The organism is Dermabacter sp. p3-SID358, assembly GCF_025147465.1.
Classification (GTDB): domain Bacteria; phylum Actinomycetota; class Actinomycetes; order Actinomycetales; family Dermabacteraceae; genus Dermabacter.
The window spans coordinates 161,046-178,061 of record NZ_JALXOZ010000001.1 but is presented as its reverse complement, the minus strand read 5'-3'; the positions used below and the strand labels follow the sequence as shown (position 1 = coordinate 178,061).

At 63.5% G+C, this 17,016-nt stretch carries 10 protein-coding genes; 4 read left to right on the top strand and 6 right to left on the bottom strand.

Annotated features, from left to right (window positions below; genetic code table 11):
* Positions 1–36: 36 nt before the first annotated feature.
* Together M3B90_RS00865 and M3B90_RS00860 are read left to right on the top strand one after the other, a co-directional pair.
* Positions 37–2,787 carry an MMPL family transporter gene (locus tag M3B90_RS00865; protein ID WP_259888163.1) on the top strand — a complete coding sequence of 917 codons (2,751 nt, stop codon included), beginning with the start codon at positions 37–39 and terminating at the stop codon, positions 2,785–2,787.
* Entirely contained in the window at positions 2,784–5,375 is a 2,592-nt protein-coding gene (locus tag M3B90_RS00860) for a YhgE/Pip domain-containing protein (RefSeq protein ID WP_259888162.1), read from the top strand. The genes M3B90_RS00865 and M3B90_RS00860 overlap by 4 nt, the downstream gene beginning before the upstream one ends.
* On the opposite strand, the gene M3B90_RS00855 is transcribed toward M3B90_RS00860, so the two are convergent.
* The 5 genes from M3B90_RS00855 to M3B90_RS00835 all read right to left on the bottom strand — a co-directional run bounded on the left by M3B90_RS00855 (position 5,372) and on the right by M3B90_RS00835 (position 13,304).
* Positions 5,372–8,911 (bottom strand): error-prone DNA polymerase, encoded by a 3,540-nt coding sequence (locus M3B90_RS00855; protein ID WP_259888161.1) that lies wholly within the window; start codon positions 8,909–8,911, stop codon positions 5,372–5,374. The genes M3B90_RS00860 and M3B90_RS00855 overlap by 4 nt on opposite strands.
* A gap of 41 nt (positions 8,912–8,952) precedes the next feature.
* Positions 8,953–10,761, bottom strand: coding sequence for a DNA polymerase Y family protein (locus M3B90_RS00850; protein WP_259888160.1), 1,809 nt, complete (start codon positions 10,759–10,761; stop codon positions 8,953–8,955).
* The gene (locus M3B90_RS00845; RefSeq protein WP_259888159.1) at positions 10,758–11,537 is read right to left on the bottom strand and encodes a hypothetical protein; all 780 of its coding nucleotides are present in this window, start codon (positions 11,535–11,537) and stop codon (positions 10,758–10,760) included. The genes M3B90_RS00850 and M3B90_RS00845 overlap by 4 nt, the downstream gene beginning before the upstream one ends.
* A 154-nt stretch (positions 11,538–11,691) precedes the next feature.
* The gene (locus tag M3B90_RS00840) at positions 11,692–12,513 is read right to left on the bottom strand and encodes an RNA methyltransferase (protein WP_259888158.1); all 822 of its coding nucleotides are present in this window, start codon (positions 12,511–12,513) and stop codon (positions 11,692–11,694) included.
* Positions 12,510–13,304 carry an ABC transporter ATP-binding protein gene (locus M3B90_RS00835; RefSeq protein ID WP_259888157.1) on the bottom strand — a complete coding sequence of 265 codons (795 nt, stop codon included), beginning with the start codon at positions 13,302–13,304 and terminating at the stop codon, positions 12,510–12,512. The genes M3B90_RS00840 and M3B90_RS00835 overlap by 4 nt, the downstream gene beginning before the upstream one ends.
* Positions 13,305–13,391: 87 nt before the next feature.
* Here M3B90_RS00835 and M3B90_RS00830 point away from each other — a divergent pair, with 87 nt between their 5' ends.
* Positions 13,392–14,903 carry an RNB domain-containing ribonuclease gene (locus M3B90_RS00830; RefSeq protein ID WP_259888156.1) on the top strand — a complete coding sequence of 504 codons (1,512 nt, stop codon included), beginning with the start codon at positions 13,392–13,394 and terminating at the stop codon, positions 14,901–14,903.
* Positions 14,900–15,688, top strand: coding sequence for a hypothetical protein (locus M3B90_RS00825; RefSeq protein ID WP_259888155.1), 789 nt, complete (start codon positions 14,900–14,902; stop codon positions 15,686–15,688). Before M3B90_RS00830 ends, M3B90_RS00825 begins: the two co-directional genes overlap by 4 nt.
* Here the strand turns inward: M3B90_RS00825 and glgA are convergent.
* A complete protein-coding gene (gene glgA / locus M3B90_RS00820) occupies positions 15,658–16,851 on the bottom strand; it encodes a glycogen synthase (RefSeq protein ID WP_259888154.1) in 1,194 nt (397 codons plus the stop codon). The genes M3B90_RS00825 and glgA overlap by 31 nt on opposite strands.
* Positions 16,852–17,016: the final 165 nt, after the last annotated feature.

The window sequence follows — 17,016 nt, the reverse complement described above, 5'->3', positions numbered from 1 at the left end:
GTGTATTCAGTGTCTCGAGAGTAGCGAGGAGCATTCGTGTCATCGACCCTGTACCGTCTCGGCCTCAATGCCGCGCGCTCACCCTGGAAAGTCATCGGCACGTGGCTCGCGATCATCATCCTCGCCGCAGCCGGCGCGCTCACTCTCGGCAAAGGCCTAGACGACGCCTTCAGCATCCCCGGAACCGAGTCTCAGGAGGGCATCGACTCCCTCGCGACGCGTTTCCCTCAGCTAGGTGGCACCGGCGGCCAGATGATCTTCGTGAGCGAAGACGGCTCCCCCATTGCCGCTCATGAATCAGAAATCGTGAAGGCCATGGATCGCGCTCGCGACGTCAAGGGAGTCGAAAGCGCGACAAACCCCTTCGATGAAAACATGGCGGGGGAAAAGAGTGAAGATGGAAGCGCGATCATCGCGAACATCCAGCTCGACCCAGAACTCGGCGCTGTTCCTCAAGAAACCCTCAAAGGGCTTACCGACATCGTTGATTCGACCACCGACGCACACAACGGTCTCCACGCCTACATCGGAGGCCAGGTGACCATGACCCCAGAGATGGGCATGAGCATCATGGAGGTGCTCGGGGTGATCGCCGCGTTGATCGTGCTCAGCATCGTCTTTCGCGCCTTCCGTTCGGCATTCATCCCGATCGTCACCGCCATCACGGGAATTATCGTCTCGATGATCGTGATGTTCATGGGCACGAGCATCTTCACCATCTCCTCGGCAACCCCAACCCTCGCCCTTATGCTCGGTCTCGCAGTAGGTATCGATTACTCGCTTTTCATCGTCTCGCGGCACCTTGATCAACTACGAAGCGGCCTCGACCCTTACGAATCCATCGCACGGGCCACGGCCACGAGTGGAAGCGCCGTGATTTTCGCGGGTCTCACTGTCGTCATCGCCCTCGTGGGGCTCTTCATCACGGGGATCCCCTTCATCACCGTTATGGGCGTCGTGTCGGCGATCGCTGTGGCGTGCAACGTTCTCGCGGCCCTCACTCTCCTGCCCGCAATCCTTGGGCTGTTCGGCGAGAAAATCCGCCCAAAACGCCAGCGTCAGCGATCGGCCAAGCAGGCGTCGGCCCCTTCCTCTCACGCTCCCCGGACGCCGCTTCTTGAGCGCTGGGTTCGCGCAGCTATCCGATTCCCCATCGTGACCGTCCTTATCGTCACGGTGGGACTTGGGGCTCTCGCGATCCCCTTCAAAGATCTTGAGCTTGCCCTGCCCGATCAGGGAACGGAAGACCAAGGCTCTTACGGCCGAGAGGCCTATGACGTCGTGACCGAGAAATTCGGCGCTGGCCATAACGCGACAATCATGTTGACCGCCGACATCATTAACACGAAAGACCCGCTCGGTGTCATGGACGAGCTCAAGAGGGACGTCCTCGCGATCGACGGCGTTGACAGCGTACAGATCGCCACGCCCAATATGGGAGCTGACATGGGCGTCGTGGTCCTTCGGCCCACGGAGGGGCCCACCTCGGACCTCACGAAGAACGTCGTCGACACACTTCGTGACGACGCGCCCAAGTGGGAGAAGGACCTTGGTATATCGGACATCAAGGTCACGGGTGCCACCGCCGTCGCGATCGACATCGCCGACCGTCTCGACAAGGCACTTCTCCCCTTCACAATCTTCGTCGTGGGGCTTTCTCTCGTGCTTCTCACAATGGTGTTCCGAAGCATCTGGGTGCCCCTTAAAGCCGCGGTCGGATTCCTTCTTTCCGCAGGTGCCGCTTTCGGTGTGACCTCCATGGTGTTCACCTACGGTTGGGGCGCTGACCTCGTTCAGGCTAAAGCTACGGGCCCAGTCATCGCGTTCTTGCCCATCATGACGCTCGGCGTGCTCTTCGGGCTCGCGATGGACTACGAGGTCTTCCTTGTCACACGCATGCGCGAGGAATACATGCATACGCGAGATGCTCGCCAGTCCATCATCAAGGGCTTTACTGCGTCGGCTCCCGTTGTCATTGCAGCAGCGGCAATCATGATCTTCATCTTTGCAGGCTTCGTGCCCGGCTCGATGTACATGATTCAGCCGGTCGCGCTCTCGCTCGCGGTCGGCGTCTTCGTCGATGCCTTCGTTGTGCGCATGACTCTCGTGCCAGCCGTTCTCGCGCTCCTTGGCGATCACGCGTGGCGCTTCCCCGCTTCGCTTGACAGGCTCCTCCCCCACCTCGACGTTGAAGGTGAGGGCCTTGGAATCGCGCTTGAACACCGCGAGTGGACGGAACTGCACGGCCAGAGCGCGCTACGGCTTCGCGACGTGGAGATTCCGCGCGTGAATGGTCGCGGCACGCTTGGTCCCTTCACGGGTGCGATCGACCCCGGATCTATCACGCTCCTTGCAAGCGAAGACGCGGATGCACGCGCAAGCGTCCTCTCGCTCCTCGCGGCGCGCCTCGAGCCCTCGTCAGGCACGTTATTCACCTACGACCGCCAGGTGCCGGGCGAAACGGGAGCGGCACAATCCCACGTGGAGTTCTACAGCGAAGGCCGCGGTGGAGAACTCGCCCATGCTCTCGTGCGTGAACACGACACGAGAATTTTCGTGGTCGAGTCCCTTACCGACCTCCTCGAAGCCAACGATGCGGCTCTGCAACGGCTCGAACTGCTCTCTTCGCACGGCGCGACGTTCGTGATCGGCCAAGACGCTCTCGCACAAAGCTTGACCGAACGCTTGCGCGATCCCGCGCGTGTGTGGGTGCTCCCCCTCACGCGACTCGTCACTGTCCAGACCGACCCACTGCCACTGAACACGGATGCGGAGGCATACGCATGAAAACCCTCGGTCGCTTCCCGAAAGCACTCCTCGTCGTTGCGCTCTTGCCGCTCCTCGTCGCCGGCGTGGGGATTTGGGCGCTCAAAGACCGCGCATCGGGCTTCGAAAACGTTCCCGCCGCCGTCGTCAACCTTGACGAGGGAACGGAAATGGAAGTAGACGGGAAAACGCAAACCGTGCCCTTCGGCAGACTTTTTGCCGGAGCTCTTACGCAACCGGGCACGGTGGAGCGCGAAGGGTCCGACGGCAGCTCCGTTGACCTCGATTCCGCGGGTTTTGATTGGCAGCTCACGACTCAAAAGGATGCCGAATCAGGCCTCAAAGATGGTTCGTATGCCGCGGTCGTCGTAATCCCCAAGGATTTCAGCCAGAACCTCGGAACGATGGGCACAACCGATGCTCGACAGGCCACCGTAATCGTCAACACGAACGATTCCTCGGGCATGCTCGACTCCATGGTCGGGCAGGCCATCACCCAGGTCGTCGCGAGCGAGTTCAACGGGACGATGGCAAAGCAGTACCTCGACGGAATGTACGTGGGGTTCAATAGCCTCAAGGATGGCTTTACTAAATCAGCTGACGGCGCGGGAGAGCTTTCCGACGGCGCACATGAACTCGCGGACGGCGCGAAAGGCCTTGACGACGGAGCTGGGAAGCTCGCCACAGGAATCGATGAGCTGAGCGGCGGCGTGGTCTCGCTTGATAACGGAGCGGGCGAACTCGCCAACGGCGTGCGCGGGCTAGATCAAGGCACGACGAAACTTTCGGATGGCGCGTCCACGCTCGCGGGCGGCACGGGAGCGCTTGCGACGGGAAGCGGTGAACTTGCCGGGGGTGCTCGCGACCTCTCTGACGGGCTCGGTGCGCTCTCCGATGGCGCGCATCAGGTCTCGGGTGGGGTCACCCAGCTTTCCGACGGAATCAACGGAACCGATGCGCAGCCAGGACTGCGGCAAGGTGCCGCCAAACTTGCCTCAGGTGTCAACGGCGACGGAAGCGCGCAAAACCCAGGTCTCGCTCAGGGGGCGAAGCAACTGTCCGACGGTCTGGACCAGTACGCCTCGGGACTGCCCAAAGCCCAGGAAGGTCTCACGCAGGGGCTCCAGAACGGCATCGATCAAGCATTCAACGCTGGGCGCGACGGCCAACCGGGCTTTGCGGAATCAATGACCATGCTCGCCTCGGGGTGCACGCAACTCGAGCAAGCCTTCAGGGCTGATCCGCTGCTGAGCAAAGACCCTCGCGTTGAAGGCCTTGCAGAAATCTGCGGAGGAATCACGCAACTGAGCGAAGAAGGCGTGAACGGCGTGCGCTCAGCGCTCTCCGATCAGGTTGTTCCTCAAGCTGTGGGGGTCGTGTTCGAGGGAGACGGGTCGCGTGAGAACCCCGGCCTCACGCCAAGCGCGCGTAAGCTTGCCGACGGTGCCTCGGCCTCCGCCGAAGCTGCCCCTCAGCTCGTGGACGGCATCAATCAGCTGAGCGATGGCATCGCGAAGCTTGGAGACGGCGCGGCGCAACTCGCCCCCGGCGCATCGCAAGTTGCAGAAGGCATCGACGCCTCTCACAACGGTGCAACGCAGCTCGCCGACGGCGCAGGAGAGCTTTCGAACGGTGCCGCCCAAGTCGATGAAGGTGCGAAGGGGCTTTCGAGCGGCACTAGTGAGCTCGCCTCGGGCACGGGGCAACTCGCCGATGGCGCTGATGCACTCGCAAACGGGACCTCTCAGCTCGCCGACGGCACCGCTCCCCTCGCCGAGGGCGCCCATGGCCTTGCCGAGGGAACACGTCAGCTCTCCGACGGCACTCGGGGTCTTGCTGACGGCAGTGGAGAACTCGCGAAGGGCCTGCGGGACGGCGCCGATAAGGTACCGAGCTATTCCGAAAGCGAACGCAAGCACCTCTCGGAGGTGAGTACGAAGGCCGTAACGCTTTCGACCTCACGTGAGAATGAAGCAGATGGTGGCGCTGTGGCGACGTTCCCCTTCGTCGCTGCTCTCGGGCTTTGGCTTGGGGCGTTTGGAATCTTCCTCGTGTGGCCCGCGCTGCGCGAGCGGCTCCTCGACTCTGCCCTCCCCATGTGGAGCGTGGCCCTGCGTTCGCTTCTATGGCCCCTCGTCATCGCCGCGCTCCAGGCGCTTTTGGTGATCGGCTTGCTCATCGCGTTCGGGGTTCCCGTGGCGTCGCTCGCCTCGGTAGCTGCCATCACGGTAGCTGCAGCCCTGTGCTTCGCGATCGTTCATCAAATGCTCCTGACCGTGTTCGGAGTTCGGGTGGGCCGAGCGGTATCAATCATCGTCCTCGTGCTCCAGGTCGTTGCCCTCGTGGGGATCCTCCCGCTTGAAAGCGCGCCCTCTCTCTTGCAGTCCCTCACCGCCTTCATGCCGCTCACCGTCGCCTCCCAGGGACTCGTGAGCGCCGCCCTCGGTGGTGCGATCGTGTCGACTGGAGCGACTCTTGCGGAGCTCGCCCTCTTTGCTGCCGCGAGTTTCGTACTGACTCTCGTGTTCTCGCGCGGAGCGCGCAGGGTTAAGCCATCGCCGGCACCTCGCCAGGCGTCGAGCGTAGGGGTTGCACGGGCCGCCGGTTAGCAAAAGTTCCTCGAAGTCGTGGTCGCTTCAAGCGGCTGCGGCTCGACAGCATCGGCGAGGAAGCTCACGACCCCGTCCTCATTGCGTTCGACGAGGCCCCGCAAGCGAACCGCGGGTGCCGTGCGAAGGAGCGCCTTGTTGGCCCTCCAAAAGCCGTGCGAACACACGACGTTGAGGATGCCCGTTTCGTCCTCAAGGCCAAGGAACGTGATGCCCGTAGCAGTCGCGGGGCGCTGGCGGTGGGTGATGATGCCCGCCGTCCACACGCGCGTGCCGTGCTCCACCTTCTTGGTGTCTTCGATGCGAAGAACACCGTCTGCGAGCAGCCCCTCGCGGGCAAGCACAAACGGGTGGCGCGTGGGAGAAATACCCGTGGCCCACGTGTCGGCTGCCATGAGCTCGGCATCGCTCATTCCGGGAAGCGTAGGAGCATTCTGCGCGAGCATGAGACCGGGAAGTGAACCGGGCTTTACCGCGCCTGCCGCGCCCGCGCTCCAGAGGGCTGCGCGGCGCGAGGGTGCGAGCGCATCGAGCGCCCCCGCCGTTGCGAGTGCCTCGAGTTGGCGTGTGCTGAGGCCCGTGCGATGCGCGAGATCCGCGATTGAACGGAAAGGTGCCCGCGCGCGCTCCTCGCAAATCTCCTTTGCGAATGCGCGGGAGACCCCCCGAACCGATTCGAGGCCAAGCCGAATCGCGGGTCCACGCGCGGCCTCATTCCCCCGCACTTGCGGTGGCTGCCCGCCGCTGTGGCCTCCCGCGCGCTCAGCAAAGGTTTCGGCTGCATGCTCAGCATCGAGCTCGAGGTCCGCCAATGCGCCACTACGGGTGATGTCCACTCCCCTCACCTCGACGCTGTGTCGGCGCGCATCGGCGACGAGTGATTGCGGAGAATAAAACCCCATCGGTTGGCTCCTGAGCAGGGCGGCCGTGAATGCCGCGGGAAAGTGGCATTTGAGAAACGCGCTCGCGTATACGAGGTAGGCGAAGGAGTACGCGTGTGATTCGGGAAAGCCGTAGCTCGCGAACGCGAGGATCTTGCGGTACACGAGTTCGCATTGCTCGGGCGTGAGACCGTTTGCGGCCATCCCCTCGAACATCGCCTCGCGCATTGCAGCCATTTTCCGTGTCGAGCGTTTTGACCCCATTGCTCGGCGCAACTGATCGGCCTGCGAAGGCGTGAAGCTCGCGAGGTCGACCATCATCTGCATGAGCTGCTCCTGAAAAAGCGGCACTCCGAGAGTGCGGCCAAGCGACTTCTCGAGAAGCGGGTGGAGGTAGGTGACCTCTTCCGCACCGGAGCGCCTACGCAGATACGGGTGGACGCTCCCACCCTGGATGGGCCCCGGTCGAATGAGCGCAACCTCGACAACGAGGTCGTAAAACTCGCGCGGCTTGAGGCGTGGGAGGGTCGCGATCTGTGCGCGTGACTCGACCTGGAATACGCCCACCGCATCACCGCTGCACAGCATGTCGTAGACGGCAGGATCCTCTTGCGGGATGCTCGCGAGAGTGAACGCCTCCCCGTGGACGCGCGCAATGATCTCGAAGGCATGGTCGAGAGCCGTGAGCATGCCGAGGCCGAGGAGGTCAAACTTCACGAGCCCCGCATCGGCGCAGTCGTCCTTGTCCCACTGCACGACGGTCCGCCCCTGCATGCGTGCGTGTTCGATCGGCACAACATCGATCACGGGACGATCGCACAGAACCATGCCGCCCGAGTGGATACCGAGGTGGCGCGGGGCATCGCGAAGCTGATTCGCGAGGGCTTTCACGTCGCGTGGAATGCTCGCATCGCTCAGCGACGAAAAAGAACGTTCGAGCGTTTTCGCGTACGCATCCTGTTGTCCCACGCTATAGCCGAGCGCGCGTGCAGCATCGCGTACCGCGAGCCTCGCCTTGTAGGAAATGACGTTCGCGACCTGCGCCGCGTTCTCGCGCCCATACCGCTCGAAAACGTATTGAATGACCTCCTCGCGCCTATCGGCGGCAATATCGACGTCGATATCCGGCGGGCCGTCTCGCTCAGGCGCGAGAAAACGCTCGAAGAGGAGACCGTGAAAGACGGGATCAACCGAGGTGATGCCGAGGCAATAGCACACGGCAGAATTCGCGGCCGACCCCCTTCCCTGGCACAAGATTCCGCGGGACCGGCAAAATTCGACGATGTCGTAGACGATGAGGAAATAGCCGGGAAAGCCCAGATCAGTGATAACGCGAAGCTCATGGTCGATCTGCTCCCACGCCCCCGCAACGCGGGGGTTTTCTCGCGGGCCGTAACGCTCTTCACCGAGGTTCTCGGTGAGAGATCGAAGCCAGCTTTCCTCACCGTGTCCTTCGGGCGTGGGCGCGGGTGGAAGGTTCGGAGCCGCGAGCGAGAGATCGAAGGCGAGCGTTGAAGCGAGGATCGCGGCGGTGGTGATCGCGCGTGGATAGCGCGGGACGAGCCCGGTGAGCTCTGCTCCGCTTCTGAGATGGGCGAGCCGCGAGGGGAGGTAGGGATCGGCATCGGCGAGGCTGCGCCGTGCGCGAAGCGCCGCGTGGGTGTCCGCAAGACGTTTGTTTTCTGGTCGCGCGTAGTGCGCATTGGTGGTGAGTACTACGGGCAGTTCGGCTTCGCTTAGGCCGTGTTCTTCGCGCACGATGCGCGCGCCTTGGACGAGGGCGTCGTGAAGTTCCGATTCGAGAGCATCGCCGGTCAGGGGAAGCTCAACGATCACACGTGGCTCGCGAGACGTGCGACAAGGCGCGCCACCCGTCGCGTAGAGCATTCCGGTTGCTCGTAGTGCGGTCTCGATTCCTCGCGCGGCAGCGTAGGCCGCCTCTTCTAGAGCCCCTTGCGGAAGTATTGCTAGAAGTTCTTGCACAAAAGGGGATTTTCGACAGCCCGTCAGTGCGACGAGATCCCCGCTCGCGAGGGCCTCTCGCACAGACTCAGCGCGGTAAAGAGGCTCGCCTTTGCCGGGACCCGCGAGATGCGCGCGCGCCATAAGGGAAGAAAGCCTCCTGTACCCCGCGACTTTGCGCGCAAGAAGCACGAGGTGCTCACCCTCGGGGTCGGCGCTTCCTGTGCGAGGAGTGCTCGACGCGGTGGGACGAGCCGGTGCGACGTGTGCGAAATCTTCCGTGAGCGCAGCCGTAAACCCCGCGGGAAGTGTGAGTTCTGCGCCGTAGACGGTGGGAAGCGCGACGTCGGACGCCGCTTTCATGAAGCGGATCGCCCCGTAAAATCCATCGTGATCGATGAGAGCGAGGCCTCGAAGCCCGAGCCGGGCCGCCTCCTCGACCATGTCCTCGGGGCTCGAGGCTCCATCGAGAAAACTGAAATGCGAATGGGCATGGAGCTCGGCGAAGGGGGTCTCGTGCTCGCCTTCTGGCCGGAGGGAGTGCGCTTTTTCTTCACCCTTGCGCTTCAGCTCAGGCTCATCATCAGCCCCCGTGCGGACAACGTGAACCGTGGGGCGCACAGGTGTGGGCCGATCACTGAGAACGGCCTCGAGATCGCGCCACGAGGGCGGCCCTAGAAACCATTTACTCATGCCCGCCTCTTTTCTCGCGATCCCGCTCCCCTGCGCTGTACCTAGTCATAGAGCGCCTCCACTTCCCACGTGCGTTCCCGCGAAAGCAGTGCGAGCGCTTCGCCGCTTTCGAGCACGACCTGTAGCCGCGCCCCCCGGCGACTTCCTTCTCCTTCGGTCCACCAACGCTGATCGATGAGCATAGGGGCGCCGTAGTGCGCGATGGGCAGAAACGTCCCGTAGCCGAAGTGGCGCAGCGCCGCGGGGAGAGGCGTGCACTCCCCTCCTTCGCGGAGGTCAGGCTTGTGCGCCGTGGCTGCTCGCGGACTCCCCACAACCGCTGTATCGCGCCCGAAAGCGTCACAATCTTCCGCACCCTCGACATGTCCGCCTATCACCTCGCGTATAAGAACGAGGTGAACGGGCCTGCCCGTGAGAAGACCTCGCGCACTCACGTACACCGCTCGCCCTTCGCACATGAGCCGCGCCGCGATTCGCTGGGTGAAAACCGTGGCGGGCAGTGGCCGCGGCAGAGCTCCCACCCAGGGCCCCTCGCGGTGCTCACGCACGGGCGCCGCGCGAAAAGGGCGCACCGCGACTGCCTCGCGCAAGAAACGCCCCTCTTTCCCGGCGGGCACAAGCACGGACCTCTCCCCTGCGATCGACTGCACGCGCGTGAGAGCGCGCGCAGCGCGCTTCTCAGCCGTGCTGGCGTGCCCCCACAGCCCCGGGGCGTATTCCCCCACGCCTTCCGTGTGAACGGGGATGAGCTGGAGGTGCACGATGGATCCCGCGGAAGGAGCGCCTTCGCGAGGCCCGCCGGGACGGGAGGCTTCGCGCTCAGCCGCGAGTATCCAGCCATCACACTGCCAGCGCACGCGATCCACGACGTCACGAACGCTCAAGGCTCCCTCGTGACGCCAGGTTCGCTCGACTTCGCTTCCGTTTTCGCCGCGCGCGACGATGCGTAGGCGCGTGCACGTAAGGCCGTGTTGACGCAGCGCTTCTTCGAGTTCCTCGGCGAGCGGGCGCGCGATAAACGCCGCCTGATCGACGCGCTCGAGTGGCGGATCGAGGTGTCGCTCAACGAGGATCGGTTGGGCTGGCCGCACACGCTCTCCCTCGCTGATTTCTGCCCCGCGCGCGAGGGTATGCAGAAGAACGCCAAGGGCTCCGAACCTTTCGCTCACCGAGGTGCGAGGAAGAGCGGCGAGCGAACCGAGAGAGGCGATGCCGAGGCGGTGGAGCACACCTATGAGCTCATCCACGTGCCTGGGACCCGCGGGTACCCCCGGCAGGAGAAAACGCTTCCCGGCCCCCACGGGAGCGTGCGCGAGCGAGTCGATGGGGAAAGGCGCGAGAAAACGTGCCGATTCTCCCGGGAGCACAATGCGACCCGAGCGGGACGCGAGAATCGCGGCGAGTGGGCCATCGGCGATCCCCACGGAGCATTCCCAGCCCGTGAGGTCAGCAACGGCGTCGATGAGGGCACGCGCGAGCGCCTCCTCTCCCCCCGCATGCCGTGCGGGTCCCCGCGCGTGAAGCAAGAGTGTTCCCGGCGAGAGGGGCTCGATTCCAGAGGCGACTGTGTCAACGGCCGAGCACACGCTTTCGAACACACACCACTCGGCATCGAGGTCACGCTCGACAATCGCGATGCGCGGGCACAGGGCTTCTGCGGCTCGCTTCTTCATGCCGAGAGTCACCCCGCTTTGCGCGGCCGCGGGGCTTACAGCTACGACCCTGTGCTGTTCCATGACGGCAATGTCACTCGGCGCTTCTTGACCCGCGCGCTCGTACCTCTCAACCGCGGCGAGCACGGGCCAATTTTCGATGAACACGCACGCTGTTCGCGTGGCCTGAGCGTTCATTGCTCCCCCGATTTCACGAGTGTGAACATTGCACGCGCTTCGCCCGTGTGCGGGGTGGAAGCGGCTGTGCGCGGTGCGCTCGCGAGTGCCCCGGCAGGCGTCGGAACCCGAACTCCCACAGCCGAGCCAGCCCCCGCAATGCCCCGCCCGCACGCCGACACGTGGGCGCTTCGGAACCTGAGTCTTCCCGAGCCCCGCGCGAGCCCCATCCAGCGTGAGGCGGAAGAACGCACGGTGAGATCGCAGCGCGCCTTCCCCACGCGTATGAGAAGCGTTCCCTGTGTGCGTGCACGATTTTCTGCCGCCCGCCACTGCGCCGGCGTGAGGTCAAGATCCGCGCCGAGAACGATCACATCGATCCCGTCGATAAGTGCGGAGAGCACGGGCGAGAGCTGCGCTCCGGGGGCAGGCACAAGGGCCGTGCGCCGCGGATCCACACCGATATCCGCGCACGCGGCGAGCCCCACGTGCGGCATGCCCACGAGAGCACACCAGGACTCCTCCCCCATGGCCGCTGCCGCAAACGCAAGGGCAAGCGATGTTTCGCACGGCCCCGAGACTTCAATGCTGCTACCCGCACGAACTCCTCCCGATATAAGCGACTCGAGCGCCCGAGGAACCGCGAACTGCCGCCCGCTGCGCCCTGGCCACTCCGCGTGCCGAGGGCCGCGCTCACGCTGGGTTTTCGCCTCCGCTTCCCCGAGGATGGAATGTGCGAGCGCGAGGCGCTGCGGATCCGCCGCAATGCGCGGTGCCGATGAAGTCTGTGCGGACATCGACCTTCCTTCCCACTCCACAAACTAGAACACATGTTCGAATCGTAGGGTGAAGAAAGGGCCAAATCAAGAGTGCTTCATGGTTCACTCACCCCGTAATCGAACACTCGTTCCCATTATGGGAGGGGGTGAGACATTTAAACTCGCGTGCGCTTCACGCGCGCATGCACGCCTCGCGCTGCCAAAACACGACCGCGCTCGCCGCGGCCACGTTAAGCGAGTCGACTCCTCCACTCATGGGGATAATCACGCTCTCATCAACGGCGCGAAGCGTTCGTTCAGTAAGTCCGTGCCCCTCAGTTCCAAGCACGAAAGCAACCTTGCGCAAGGCAGAAAGATCGACCTCGTGGAGCGGGCGGGAATCTTCCGTAAGCGCAAGGGCGAGCGTGTCGAAACCATGCGCACGGAGAGTCTCCACTCCCCCGCGCGGCCACGAATCGAGTCGCGCCCACGGCACCTGGAAAACAGTACCCATCGATACGCGAATCGCGCGTCTATACAGGGGATCCGCAGCCGAGGGCGTCACGAGAACCGCGTCCACGCCGAGTGCGGCCGCGCTGCGGAACATGGCACCCACGTTCGTATGGTCCACGATGTTCTCGAGAACTGCCACGGTCCGCGCGCCTTCAAGGACCGACCCAACGGAGCGTTCCACCGGCCGCTGCATCGAGGCGAGCGCCCCGCGGTGCACGTGAAAGCCCGTCGTCGACTCAAGCTCGCTCTCGGTGCCGACGAAAACGGGCACATCCGGGAAGCCGGAGAAAAGAGGCGAGAACTTCTCGAGCCACTTCTCGCTCATCATGAATGAGCGCGGCTGTGCACCGGCCCCGAGGGCGCGTTCGATCACGTTGTAACTCTCTGCCATGAATAAACCGCGCTCGACTTCAAGGCTCGAGCGCAACTTGACGTCGGTCATTGAGACGTAATCGGCGAGCAGCGGGTGATCCGCGTGCGCGCTCATGGAAATAAGGGTCATTGCGAAAGCGGAACAGCCGTCGCGAAGAACCGCCCGCCACGCTCGTCGAGGGCAAGCGGGAGGCCAAACGTGCGGGTGAGGTTCTGCGAGGTGAGGGTTTCGGAGATCGGGCCCGAGGCCACGACTCGTCCCTCACGCAAAAGAAGGGCATGTGTGAATCCCGTAGGGATCTCCTCGAGGTGATGAGTCACCATGACCGTCACGGGGGTCGCTGGATCCTTCGCGAGAGTGCCGAGCGAGCGCACGAGCTCCTCGCGACCACCCACGTCGAGGCCCGAGGCAGGCTCGTCGAGAAGGAGCAGCTCCGGGTCAGTCATGAGGGCGCGCGCCGAAAGCACGCGCTTCTTCTCCCCCGTGGAAAGCGAACCGAAAGTACGCTCAGCTATCTGAGCGACACCGAATGCGCTGAGCAACATCCGTGCGCGCTGCTCATCTTCCGCCTCGTAACCTTCGCGCCACCGGCCCACGAGCGCATAGCCCGCCGTCATGACGACATCAAGGCACCTTTCCTGCGGAGGAACGGTCTCCGCGAGCTCCTGGCTTGAAAGACCGATGAGCGGGCGCAACTCGAAAACGTCCACGCGCCCAAGCTTTTGCTCGAGAATATGCACGCTCCCGCTCGTGGGGTGAAGGCGCGACGCAAGAAGGCGAATGAGTGTGGACTTTCCCGCGCCGTTCGGCCCGAGAATCACCCACCGCTCCCCCTCGCGCGCGCAGAAGTCAACATGATCAAGAAGAGTCTTCGCGCCACGGCGCACAACAACATCGCTCAACGAGCACACAGCAACCATGCCTCCAGCCTACGGCAGTAAGCGCTCACTACACTAAACCGGACCGCTATTCACTAGGAGTGAGCTGTGCCCGTACAACGCCTCTCAATGCCCCGCGATCGCCAAAAAGCGCCCCTCGACACACTCGCGGCACGGATCGATGAGGCACTAGAAAAGTCCGGTGTCGACGCTGACTACCCCGAAGCGGCACTCAAGGAAGCCGAGCACGCCGCACGCACGTGGCGTGAGCACACATCGGAGCACGAGGACCTGACTGCGATTGAGTTTGTCACCCTCGATCCGGAAAGCTCGACCGATCTCGACCAGGCGCTCCACATCCAGCGCGAGGGCGAGGGATACCGTGTGCGCTACGCAATCGCAGACGTCCCCCTCTTTGTCGAGCCTGAAAATGCACTCGACGCTGAAACGCGCAAGCGAGGTCTCACACTCTACCTCCCCGATCGACGAATCCCTCTCCACCCCGTGGTGCTCTCCGAGAACGAGGCCTCGCTGCTCCCGAATAAGGACACTCCCGCCTTCGTGTGGGACTTCACGCTTGATGAGCGAGCGAGCGTCACGCACGTCAATCTCACGCGCGCGCTCGTGCGCAACCGCGAAAAACTTGCCTACACCGAGGTCCAGCGCGCACTCGAGCAAGGAGAGGCAGGTGAGGTTATGCAACTCCTCGTCGAGGTGGGGGAAAAGCGAGCGGCACTCGAGATTGAACGTGGCGGCGCTTCGCTCAACTCCCCCGAGCAGGAGGTCGTGACCGATGAGGGCACCGTGCACCTCCAGTGGCGCCTACCCGAACCAATCGAGGAGCACAACGCGCAAATATCCCTCATGACGGGCATGGCGGCGGCAAAGATCATGATTGAGGGTAAGCTCGGAATTCTCCGCACGATGCCGCCCGCGGCACCCGCGGCGATCGATCGTTTCCGCGCCCAAGCCGCGGCCCTCAAAGAACCGTGGCCGAAGGATCTCCCCTACGGCGAGTTTCTGCGCACGCTCGATTGGCGAAAAGGTCGCCACCTGGCCCTTCTCGACCAAGCTACGTCGCTTTTCCGGGGAGCGGGCTACGAAGCTTTCGACGGCACCCTCCCCGATGTCCTCGAACAGTCAGCGATCGCGGCCCCGTATGCGCATACAACCGCACCCCTGCGCAGGCTAGTCGACCGTTTTGTTCTCCACGTATGTCACAGCCTCATCGGTGGTGTGCCACTCGACGACCGTATTCGCGCAGCCCTCCCCGAACTCCCCGCGCTTATGCAGGCTGCACAGCAACGCAACGCGATGGTGGAGAAGAAAGCGCGTGAGATCGCCGAGATCGGGGTGCTCTCCGGCCTCGTAGGAAACGAATTCGACGGCACCGTGCTCGACTTCCGCCCAGAAACTGACGGTGGCTCGAACCCTTCGAACGCGCGCCCGGACCGCATCGAGGTGCAGTTCAGCGACCCGCCCGTTGCACGATGGATCGACGGTGCACGTTTGCCAATCGGCACTCGCGTGACCGCCCGGCTCGAGCGTGTGGATGAGGTGAAGAACTGGGCGGAATTTTCCGTCGTGAGTGTGGAGCGCGAGGGCGGCGCGGGCGGTGCCGAGGGGCCGACGCCTGGATGAGGATCATCGCCGCCACATCTCACGCCCCCTCCTCTCTCAGAGACCTCATACCGGCTCCCTACCTCGGTGCACTTGCACTTTTTGCCGGAGCGGCGCTGCGCCGCGACATTTCGCTCGAGGAGGCCGCCGACCACCTTGATGCGGAAGGAGGCGCCTTCGGGGGCGCACACTTCGATACGCTCGCGTGGTTACTTGAGTTGCGCGCGATTCACTCTCCCGCACTCACACTCGTCCTTCCTGAACCGGGGAGGATCGCTGGCCTCGTGGGCGGTCCCCATGCCGTCATGGCCGCGCTCGCGGGAGGCCAGGCACTCACGGTAAGCGACGGTGTCCATGCCCGTCATCTGCTCACGGTGGATCCGCCGCGTCACGAGGGGGATACGGTACTCGACATTTCGAAAACGAACGTCCACGGCACCCCGATCCACGTTCTGGCTTCCGAGGCAGCGCACGCGCGCGAGCGTCTTTATCGCGCGCTCTCGGGAACCCACGAAAGGCTCCTCGACTACGATCTCGTTCCCGAAGAGCCCGTTCGCCCGGATTCTCTTCCACGCGGGTGGGTGCTTGTCGAGCCACCGCGTGGCATGCCCCAAACTCACATCCACGCGGCAAGGATCGCGGGCCGCGTGGTCTCCCTTGCGGAAGCGGGCATAGAGCAGGCCGCAGAATCGAGTGAGATGGGTGCGCGCTACGCTCTCGCAGAGCTGCGATTCCTGGCGCGCGAAGGGCGAGACGTGCTCGCGCAAACGCTCAGCTACGCATCGCCGCGAAGCACGGCTTCGTAAACCTCAAGCGTGCGGTCGGCGATCGATTCCCACGAGAAGCGCTCTTGCGCACGCTGTTGCGCGGCCTTGCCCCACGCTCGCGCGCGCTCAGGGTTAGCGATCATCTCGTTGAGTGCATCGGAGAGGTCGCCTACGAACTTGTCGGGGTTGACGGGGCGTCCGGTGCCGTCTTGAACCTGGTCGATCGGCACGAGGATTCCCGTTTCTCCATCGACAATCACTTCGGGAATACCTCCGGTCGCGGTACCGACCACCGGGATGCCGCATGCCATTGCTTCGAGGTTGACGATGCCAAGTGGCTCGTAAACCGAGGGGCATACGAACGTCGTCGCGTGTGAGAGCAGCTGCGTGAGTTCGTGCCGAGGGAGCATCTCGGAGATGAGGAATACTCCTTCACGTTCAGCCTTGAGATCGGCAACGAGCTGTGCCACCTCGGAAGCAATTTCGGGGGTGTCGGGAGCTCCTGCACACAGAACTACTTGGACTCCCTTTTCGAGAGTACGCAGGGCTCGCAGAAGAAAGGGCAGGCCTTTTTGGCGGGTGATACGCCCAACGAAGATCACGGTCGGGGCTTGCGGGTCAATACCGTAGCGGTCATGAACATCGGTCGCCGCGTTCGGCCGCCACTCGTTGACATCGATGCCGTTGTGAACGACGTACACGCGTGAAGGGTCAACGCTCGGGTAGGAACGCAAGATGTCCTCGCGCATGCCTCCCGACACGGCTATGATAGCGTCTGCTGTCTCATAGGCGGTCTTTTCTGCAAACGAGCTGAGTTTGTACCCGCCTTTGAGCTGCTCCGCTTTCCACGGGCGAAGCGGTTCGAGTGAGTGCGCGGAGAGCACGTGCGGAATCGAGTGGAGCTGCTGCGCCGCGAACCCCGCAAAGTTGGCGTACCACGTGTGAGAGTGAACGAGATCGGCGCCTGCGCAGTCGTCGGCGATGGCAAGGTCGACTCCAAAAGTCTGAAGAGCGGAATTCGCTTCGGTCAGGGTCGCGGGAACGCCGTAGGCCTGAACGCCAGGCTCGTCGCGTTCCTCGCCGAAGCAACGTACGCGCACATCGATGCGGCCGCGGAGCACCTTGCTGAGTTCGTCGACGTGTACGCCAGCGCCTCCATAGATCGCCGGAGGATATTCCTTCGTTAAGATGTCTACGCGCATGCCGGGCTACCTCTCTGTGTAGAAAAGACGCTCTCGTGAGCGGGGAGACGAACGAATGCTCTCGAGCGCACCAACCGCACTGTCATGATAGTCACATCGATTCGCCTTCTCGTGACCTCTGCCTTCCGGCGAACTGAAAGCTGAGCGGCTGAGAGGTGAGCACGG

Excerpts from the sequence above, each read along its gene's own strand:
- glgA (WP_259888154.1), bottom strand. The coding sequence starts at position 16,851 with ATGCGCGTAGACATCTTAACGAAGGAATATCCTCCGGCGATCTATGGA.
- M3B90_RS00860 (WP_259888162.1), top strand. The coding sequence starts at position 2,784 with ATGAAAACCCTCGGTCGCTTCCCGAAAGCACTCCTCGTCGTTGCGCTC.
- M3B90_RS00850 (WP_259888160.1), bottom strand. The coding sequence starts at position 10,761 with ATGAACGCTCAGGCCACGCGAACAGCGTGCGTGTTCATCGAAAATTGG.
- M3B90_RS00830 (WP_259888156.1), top strand. The coding sequence starts at position 13,392 with ATGCCCCGCGATCGCCAAAAAGCGCCCCTCGACACACTCGCGGCACGG.
- M3B90_RS00835 (WP_259888157.1), bottom strand. The coding sequence starts at position 13,304 with ATGGTTGCTGTGTGCTCGTTGAGCGATGTTGTTGTGCGCCGTGGCGCG.
- M3B90_RS00845 (WP_259888159.1), bottom strand. The coding sequence starts at position 11,537 with ATGTCCGCACAGACTTCATCGGCACCGCGCATTGCGGCGGATCCGCAG.
- M3B90_RS00840 (WP_259888158.1), bottom strand. The coding sequence starts at position 12,513 with ATGACCCTTATTTCCATGAGCGCGCACGCGGATCACCCGCTGCTCGCC.
- M3B90_RS00825 (WP_259888155.1), top strand. The coding sequence starts at position 14,900 with ATGAGGATCATCGCCGCCACATCTCACGCCCCCTCCTCTCTCAGAGAC.
- M3B90_RS00855 (WP_259888161.1), bottom strand. The coding sequence starts at position 8,911 with ATGAGTAAATGGTTTCTAGGGCCGCCCTCGTGGCGCGATCTCGAGGCC.